Source organism: Clostridia bacterium, assembly GCA_028698525.1.
Classification (GTDB): Bacteria; Bacillota; Clostridia; order JAQVDB01; family JAQVDB01; genus JAQVDB01.
The window spans coordinates 5,056-13,079 of the sequence record JAQVDB010000055.1 but is presented as its reverse complement, the minus strand read 5'-3'; the positions used below and the strand labels follow the sequence as shown (position 1 = coordinate 13,079).

Genomic DNA, 8,024 nt, shown 5'->3' with positions numbered 1-8,024 from the left:
ATATATAAAAGAAAATAAATGGCATGAGATTAGAGAGCCGAATAAATTGGATTAGGGATAATCTGATTTATTCGGCTTTTTTATTGCTATAAGGAGGAATGCTGATGTTTGATGTGCTCATAATAGGTGCTGGGGTAATAGGGGCAGGTATAGCCAGGGAATTATCCAGATACAGATTAAAAGTAGGAGTGTTGGAGGCCCAGTCAGATGTTGCGATGGGTAGCAGTGGTGCCAATAGTGGAATAGTCCATTCAGGGTATGATTGTATGCACGGCAGCAACATGGCAAGGTTAAATGTGGCAGGCAACTCGTTATATGATCAATTGAAAAAGGAGTTAGATATTCCATTTAAACGGATAGGTTCGATTGTATTGGCATTTGATCATCGGGATATGAGAGTGCTGGATGAGCTTATGCAACAAGGGCAGAGAAACGGGGTAAAAGGATTGGAGATATTACCTACCAAAGCAATAATACAGATGGAGCCTAATGTGAACCCTACTATTAAAGGCGGTTTATGGGCACCTACCGGAGGTATAACCTGTCCCTACGAGTTGACCATAGGAATGATGGAGAATGCGGTAGAAAATGGTGTTCAGCTTTACCTGGAAAGTCCTGTCATACAAATACAGAGAAATGATAGCTTGGGATTTTCAATAAAAACTCCTAAAGGCATTTTCAGCACCAAATATTTGATAAATTGTGCAGGGGCACACAGCGATGAAATAAATGGTATGGCAGGAGGGGAACCTTTTAGGATTATCCCTAGGAAGGGAGAATATATTTTATATGATAAGAAATATGGGCAACTTGTAAATCATGTACTTTTTCATACTCCCAATCGAATGGGAAAAGGAGTGCTGGTAGCCCCTACAGTGGATGGGAATTTGCTCAACGGACCTAGTGCTGATGATGTAAGAGAAAAGTCCGATGTTTCAACTACCTCACAAGCATTAGAACACGTATATGAAATGGGTAAAAAATCTATACCTACTCTTCCGAGGGAAGGCGTCATACGGGTGTTTTCAGGTGTGAGGGCTGTTTCGGATAGAGGTGACTTTATTATAAAGGAATCTGAAAAATCAAAAGGTCTTATAAATGTAGCAGGTATCTGTTCTCCCGGATTGACTGCAGCTCCGGCTATAGCTAGAGAAGTTTTATCTATATTCGAAAATATGGTGGGAGGGCTTGCGAAGAAAAAGGATTTTAATCCTTTCAGAAAAGCTATCCTAAAGTTTAGATGTATGGACGATGTCCAAAGACAGCAGATGATACACCATGATGAAAAGTATGGAAGAATAGTATGCAGATGTGAGAATATAACAGAAGGTGAGATAGTGGATGCACTTGCAAGATCTGTGCCTGCTAGGACGTTGGATGCAGTGAAGCGTAGAACGAGAGCAGGGATGGGCAGGTGTCAGGGAGGTTTTTGTACTGTAAGGATTATGGAGATAATGGAGAGGGAATGTGGTATACCTATTGATGAAATTACTAAAAATGGTGGGGATTCAAAGATTGTCTCGAGTAGGATAAAGCAGCCTTTTGGGAGGAGTGAAGTTTTAAGATGATATATAAAGAAGTAGATGTTGCAGTGGTCGGAGGAGGACCTGCCGGATTGGAGGCCGCCATTTCATGTAGAGACAGCGGTATAAAAGATGTGGTTATACTGGAAAGAGATGAGCATCTTGGGGGTATACTCAATCAATGCATTCATAATGGATTTGGGCTTCATTGGTTTGGAGAGGAGCTTACAGGCCCTGAATATGCTCAAAAATTTGTTGATCAGATACAAAAAAGTAATATAAGATATTTTTTAAATACAACGGTTCTAGAGATAAAGGATGATAACAGCTTGATGTGTATCAATCCCGATCATGGAGTTTTCGCTATAAAGCCTAAAGCAGTGATTTTAGCCATGGGTTGCAGAGAGAGAACTAGAGGTGCATTGAAGATTCCCGGATTAAGACCTGCAGGTATATATACTGCAGGCATGGCGCAAAAATTAGTAAATTTAAAGGGATATCTTCCGGGCAGGGAGGTAGTGATTCTCGGTTCAGGGGACATAGGGTTGATAATGGCTAGAAGACTTACATGGGAAGGTGCAAAGGTTAAGATGGTATGTGAGATAATGCCTTATTCTACAGGTCTTGCACGAAATATACGCCAATGCCTGACAGATTACCATATTCCCTTAAAATTTAACCATACTGTGGTAGATATTCATGGACATGATAGAGTGACCGGTGTTACTGTAGCTAAAGTAGACCATAAAAGGCAACCGATAAAAGATACTGAAAGGTATATAGAATGTGATACTTTGCTATTGTCTGTAGGTCTTATTCCGGAAAATGAACTGAGCCAGGGAGCAGGTATAGATATAGATACCAATACCGGAGGGCCTATAGTTGATCAATATAGGCATACAAGCAGACCGGGGATATTTGCATGTGGGAATGTTTTACAGGTACATGACCTTGTAGATTATGTGAGTACAGAAGCCAAGATAGCAGGCCAGGGGGCGGCGCTATATATAAAGAAGGGGCAACATAAAAATGTAAATTTAAAGATCAATCCCGGAGAGGGAATACGGTGTTCGGTGCCCCATAGCATTACCATGTTAAAGCCTGTTGATTTGTATTTCAGGGTGGATAAGGTGTATACAGATGGGAAAATTCAGTTGATGAATGGGGATAATATACTTTTGAGCAATGAAATTATAAAAGCTGTTCCCGGGGAAATGCAGAGGATAACGCTAAACAGCGATATCATTGAACAAATAGATATATATAGTGATTTAGAACTGCGTATACAACAGTGAGGAGGATGATAAATAAATGGAATTAGTTTGCATACTATGTCCCAAGGGGTGTAATATAGAGATAGAGGAAAATATCGATCAGGACTTTAGTATATCAGGTTTTGGATGTAAAAGAGGTAAAAAGTACGCTATAGAAGAACTCACCTGTCCCCAAAGGCTGGTTACATCTTCAGTGTTTGTCCAAGGAGGGAATTATTGTACTGTATCTGTAAAAACCAAAAATCCCGTAGACAGGAGTAGAATCCCGGATGTTTTAAAGGAATTGGTAAACTTTATTGTGAAGGCACCTGTATCGATAGGGGATGTGCTTATCACAAATGTGGCGGGGACAGGGGTAGACATTATAGCAACACGAGAAGTATCTGAAAAAAATCCAAATCAAACTTATAAGTCCGATAGCGCCAGTTGATAAAAGGAGGAACAAGTGAAACAATCGATTATTCAGGAACTGGAGTTAAATCCTGTTATAGCTGCCGTTAGAAACAAGGGGCAAATTGATGATGCTATAGAGTCGCCGGCAGGGGTTATATTTATACTCAAAGGGAACATATTAGAATTGGAAGATGAAATTGCCAAGGTTAAGAAGAATAGAAAAAAAGTTTTTATACATCTGGACTTAACCGAGGGCATAGGTAAGGATGCAGGCGGTGTAAAATATATGGCTAAAAGGATAATGCCGGATGGATTGATATCCACACATAGTCATCTCCTCAAACTAGCCAAAGATGAGGGATTATTGACAGTACAGAGGATGTTTTTAGTTGATTCTTCTTCAATAGAAACTGGAATAAAGCTTATAAATTCTTCTAGACCGGATTTTGTGGAGGTAATGCCAGGATTGGTTCCAGAGGCTGTAAACATAATAAGGTCCAGAATTTATCAGCCTATAATAGCCGGTGGTATGATAACTACAAAAAAACATATAATCGATATACTTAAGGCAGGTGCTATTGCAGCTTCTACCAGCAGTCAACAGTTGTGGCATGAATGAATATGATTGAAAGACCGGTGTAAATCCTACCGGCCTTTCAAAAAATGCTCTACTTTTTTAGCTTCCAATGGTTTACAAAAATAATATCCTTGTACCCTGGGGCATTTTCCCAGCACCAGGTATTCCAGCTGTTCTGAAGTTTCCACCCCTTCAGCTGTAATAGTCAAATCAAGCCTATCTGCTAGGGCGAGAATTGTATCCACTATCGCTTGGTTTGTATCAAGGTCTATATGGCGTATAAAGCTTCTGTCTATTTTTAAACCATCAAATTGGTAATCTATTAAATTTTTAAATGTATTGTTTCCTATTCCAAAATCATCTATTATTATCTTTACTCCCATACCTTTTAGATGATCAATATTTTTTTGAATTATACAGGACATGCCCAAGAGGCAACGTTCTGTTATTTCCAGACAAAGATATTTTGCATCAACATTATTATTTTTCAATATTTTTTCTACCATTTGAGAAAAATCATGCTGCTGCAATTGGGCTGGAGATATGTTCACTGAAATGCTTATCTCTTTAAAACCTTTATTATGCCATTCTTTAATTTGTTTGCATGATTGTTTGAGGACCCATTCTCCTATTTGAACTATCGATCCATCTTTTTCTATATTAGGTACGAACTCTAAAGCACCTATAATGCCTTTTCTCGGGTGTTTCCATCTTAAAAGGGCTTCTAAAGATATTGTAGTATATGTATTAGTCTCGATTATTGGCTGGTATACTAAAAATAGCTGCCCGCCTTTATACTTCTTCCCGTTATATTTAATATTTGACTTTATTCCAGTTATCAGTTTATCATAGATATTTTTAAAAAAATCTATGTGTGCTATTTGATAAGTGCTTGCTATCAGGGAAGTCATCTTATATCGTTATTCTCCTTTTATGTTATAGATTTTGATACAATTTTTATGAGATTTTATTATGAATTTTTATACATACTTATTATCGGAATATGTCGGTTTTTATTTATATTACTTTTATTATATCATCGATAATGAAATTATTATACAAAAATATACCATGGAAATATTATATATTTGTCGAAAGAGCATGAAATAACGTAAATCTAAATAGTATAAAAGATTTTTACAGAAAGAGAGATTCTAAAACTCCTGTTATATCGATGTGCCTGGTAGATAAATATTATATATTTAATATTAAAACAAGGGGGGATTTTTGTTTTTTATGTAGAATTATATATCGATGAATAGTATTTTTATACGATAGAAACAATCATTATATAGAGAGAAAGGGGGTAGATTGAAATGCTCGAAGGATTGAAAGAAAGAGTGCTGAATGCCAATTTAGAGCTTCCCAAAAAAGGATTGGTTACATATACCTGGGGTAATGCCAGTGGGATTGATAGGAGCAAAGGATTGGTGGTTATAAAACCCAGTGGAGTTGCATATGATGAACTTACAGTGTCAGATTTGGTGGTAGTTGATTTACAGGGGACCAAGGTAGAGGGTGAGTTGAATCCTTCATCGGATACCCCTACTCATCTTGTATTGTATAGAGAATTTGAAGGTATAGGAGGCATAGTGCACACCCATTCCTGTTATGCCACCAGCTGGGCTCAGGCTGGAAGAGGATTAGATGCTCTAGGGACCACCCATGCTGATTATTTTTACGGTCAGGTTCCTTGCACCAGAAAGATGACCAGGCAAGAGATTGAAGGGGATTATGAGGTGAACACAGGAAAAGTAATAATAGAGACATTTAAAGAGAAAAATCCTTTGCATATACCTGGGGTATTGGTAAACAATCATGGTCCTTTTACTTGGGGAAAGGATGTGGACCAAGCAGTATATCATGCGGTGGTTTTAGAAGAGATATGTAAGATGAACTTGAATACCTATGTATTGAATCCGGACTCAAAGATGGATAGATGCCTTTTGGATAAACACTTTATTAGAAAACATGGTAAGAATGCTTATTATGGACAGAATAAATAATATAAAATACAAGAATATATGTTATCTTAAAAGGATTTTCCTGACTTGTGTAGAATAATACATATAAAACAACCGTTTGTAAGGGGGTAATAATTTAAAAGTTATAAATATGAGAACTAGGTACAATTGTAATTAATACGGGAAATGTAAGTATGATATATCAAATAAGATTGAAATATCATACTGGCAAATGTTGGGGAATTATAAAAATTAGATAAAGGAGATATGGTATGAGTAAGGTTTTAATAAACAATGCAAAGGTTATAATGAAAGATAACATAATGGAAAAACATTCTGTATACTGTGTTGATGGTAAAATTGAGAAAATAATGCCTTATAGTCAAGGGCAAAATATGGATGCAGATGAAAAGATAGATGCTTCAGGCATGTACCTAGCACCAGGGTATATCGACATGCATATTCACGGCATAAGTGAACTTTTAGTAGATGATGGTAGGGAGGATCTAGAGGGAATGTCTGGCATCCTGCCTAAGTACGGAGTCACAGGATTTCTCCCGGCGATATGTCCTAAATCTTCGGAAGAGGAAGACTTGGAGCTTTTGGCTTCACTTTCACGTGCAAAAGCAGAAGGTGCATCCATCCTTGGACTTTTTTTAGAAGGCCATTACCTCGCACTGACAGGTGCTATTTCAAATATTCCCAAGAACAAAAGTCGGGAAAGGGTGGAACAGCTTATAGAAGCTTCAGCACCATACAAAGTGTTGTTTGCTATATCACCTGAAGTGGAAGGTGTTATACAGCTTATACCCTACATGACCAAACAAGGATATCCTGCTTTCATCACCCATACAGCTGCCACTCTTGAGCAGACCCAACAAGCTATCCAAGCAGGAGCTACACATGCTACACATTTTTACAATGTTTTTCCCTATATTGGTGATAAGGAGCTGGGCGTTAGAGGCTGCGGTACAATAGAAGCCATCCTTGCAAGTCCACAAACCAGTGTAGATTTCATACTGGATGGTGAGCATGTGGATCCGGTAGCGGTAAAAATGGCATTAGCCTGTAAAGGCAAGGAAAAAGTATGTCTCATAACTGATGCAAATATAAATGCAGGACTACCTCCAGGACATTACAAGGGTTTAGGAGGTACTGAAGTAGATGTTCTTTATGAAGGCGGACCTGCCCGAATGGGAGAGAACACCAAATATCCCGGTGCTCTTGCTGGAAGTGGTCTTACGATGGACAAAGCTGTCAAGAACGCTGTAAGACTGTTAGATGTAGATATACCTCAGGCTGTTGCTATGGCATCTTCAAATCCTGCACGAGTTTTAGGACTACAAAACAATAAGGGATTTATCCAAGAAGGTTACGATGCTGATATGGTTATGCTGAATGATGAATTGGATATTGTAGGATGCTGGGTAATGGGTAATCTTCGTTATCAGCAAGAATAAAATAGTTTTCTTAAAATATTTACCCTAGTATGAGAAAATAGAAAGTATTTTTTGCAAAATCGGCTATAATAATATGGGGAATGTTAGCTTAAATTTTCATAATCCTTATCATATAGTGTATTTTGCCAGCACAGCAGGATGAAATTAATTTTCAGCCGGTAACTCCTTTAATGTGCTATTTGATTTTTTATTTAACATGAGTAGCTATTTGTTATATAATATATCTAGTTAGCAATATAAAAAGGGTACATATGAGAATTGTGGATTGAAAGCAATGCTGGTATTGTTAACAACAAAAAACAACCGTTTGGTTATTGAATAACAAAATGTTAATTGGAGATTTTAAAAATTAGAATCATAAAACAAAAATAATGCGAGGAGGAATAACAAATGAAAGAATTCAAATTTAAGCCAGCGGAATTCATACCTTTCCGTGATGTAAAAGAACTAGAAAGGATAAGAAACATAAAGCGAGAGGATATGGATAAGCATCCTAATCCCGACTTTAAGATCCAGATAGTTCCCGATGATTATTTAGAGTTTATCATGGTGACAGATATGTTCAAGAGGATAAAAGATGCTTCAGACCGGGGTGAAAAAGTCGTATTTATATTGCCTAACCCTGCACCGCAATATAAGAAAGTTGCATACCTTATAAATAAGTTCAGAGTTAACTGTAAGGATATGCATGTATTTATAATGGATGAATGGGCAGATCAAGACGGGAATATAGCACCTGAAAATTATCCTCAAGGATTCATGCATGCATGTAAAAAGTTCCTTTATAGTGAAATAGACGAAGACTTAAGACCAAAAGAAAGCCAGATTGTAGG

8 protein-coding genes are annotated in these 8,024 nt (G+C 37.5%); 7 read left to right on the top strand and 1 reads right to left on the bottom strand.

Annotated elements, in window-relative coordinates; all coding sequences use genetic code 11:
• Positions 1-104: 104 nt before the first annotated feature.
• From PHP06_08575 to PHP06_08560, 4 genes are read left to right on the top strand one after another with little or no spacing between them, the layout of a single operon-like run.
• Positions 105-1,568 carry an NAD(P)/FAD-dependent oxidoreductase gene (locus PHP06_08575; GenBank protein MDD3840611.1) on the top strand — a complete coding sequence of 488 codons (1,464 nt, stop codon included), beginning with the start codon at positions 105-107 and terminating at the stop codon, positions 1,566-1,568.
• Positions 1,565-2,818, top strand: coding sequence for an NAD(P)/FAD-dependent oxidoreductase (locus tag PHP06_08570; GenBank protein MDD3840610.1), 1,254 nt, complete (start codon positions 1,565-1,567; stop codon positions 2,816-2,818). Before PHP06_08575 ends, PHP06_08570 begins: the two co-directional genes overlap by 4 nt.
• A 16-nt stretch (positions 2,819-2,834) precedes the next feature.
• Positions 2,835-3,227, top strand: a complete 393-nt coding sequence (locus tag PHP06_08565; protein MDD3840609.1) for a DUF1667 domain-containing protein — start codon at positions 2,835-2,837, stop codon at positions 3,225-3,227.
• A gap of 15 nt (positions 3,228-3,242) precedes the next feature.
• Complete coding sequence (locus PHP06_08560; protein ID MDD3840608.1) at positions 3,243-3,809, top strand: glycerol-3-phosphate responsive antiterminator; 567 nt, start codon at positions 3,243-3,245, stop codon at positions 3,807-3,809.
• A 26-nt stretch (positions 3,810-3,835) separates the two neighbouring features.
• Here the strand turns inward: PHP06_08560 and PHP06_08555 are convergent, their stop codons facing one another.
• Positions 3,836-4,678, bottom strand: coding sequence for an EAL domain-containing protein (locus tag PHP06_08555; GenBank protein MDD3840607.1), 843 nt, complete (start codon positions 4,676-4,678; stop codon positions 3,836-3,838).
• Positions 4,679-5,083: 405 nt separating this feature from the next.
• Between PHP06_08555 and PHP06_08550 the strand changes: the two genes are divergently transcribed.
• From PHP06_08550 to PHP06_08540, 3 genes are all read left to right on the top strand, one after another.
• Complete coding sequence (locus PHP06_08550; GenBank protein ID MDD3840606.1) at positions 5,084-5,773, top strand: L-ribulose-5-phosphate 4-epimerase; 690 nt, start codon at positions 5,084-5,086, stop codon at positions 5,771-5,773.
• Between the two features lie 230 nt (positions 5,774-6,003).
• The gene (nagA, locus tag PHP06_08545; protein MDD3840605.1) at positions 6,004-7,191 is read left to right on the top strand and encodes an N-acetylglucosamine-6-phosphate deacetylase; all 1,188 of its coding nucleotides are present in this window, start codon (positions 6,004-6,006) and stop codon (positions 7,189-7,191) included.
• A 390-nt stretch (positions 7,192-7,581) separates the two neighbouring features.
• Positions 7,582-8,024: hypothetical protein (locus PHP06_08540; GenBank protein ID MDD3840604.1), on the top strand; the 443-nt coding region annotated here is incomplete at its 3' end.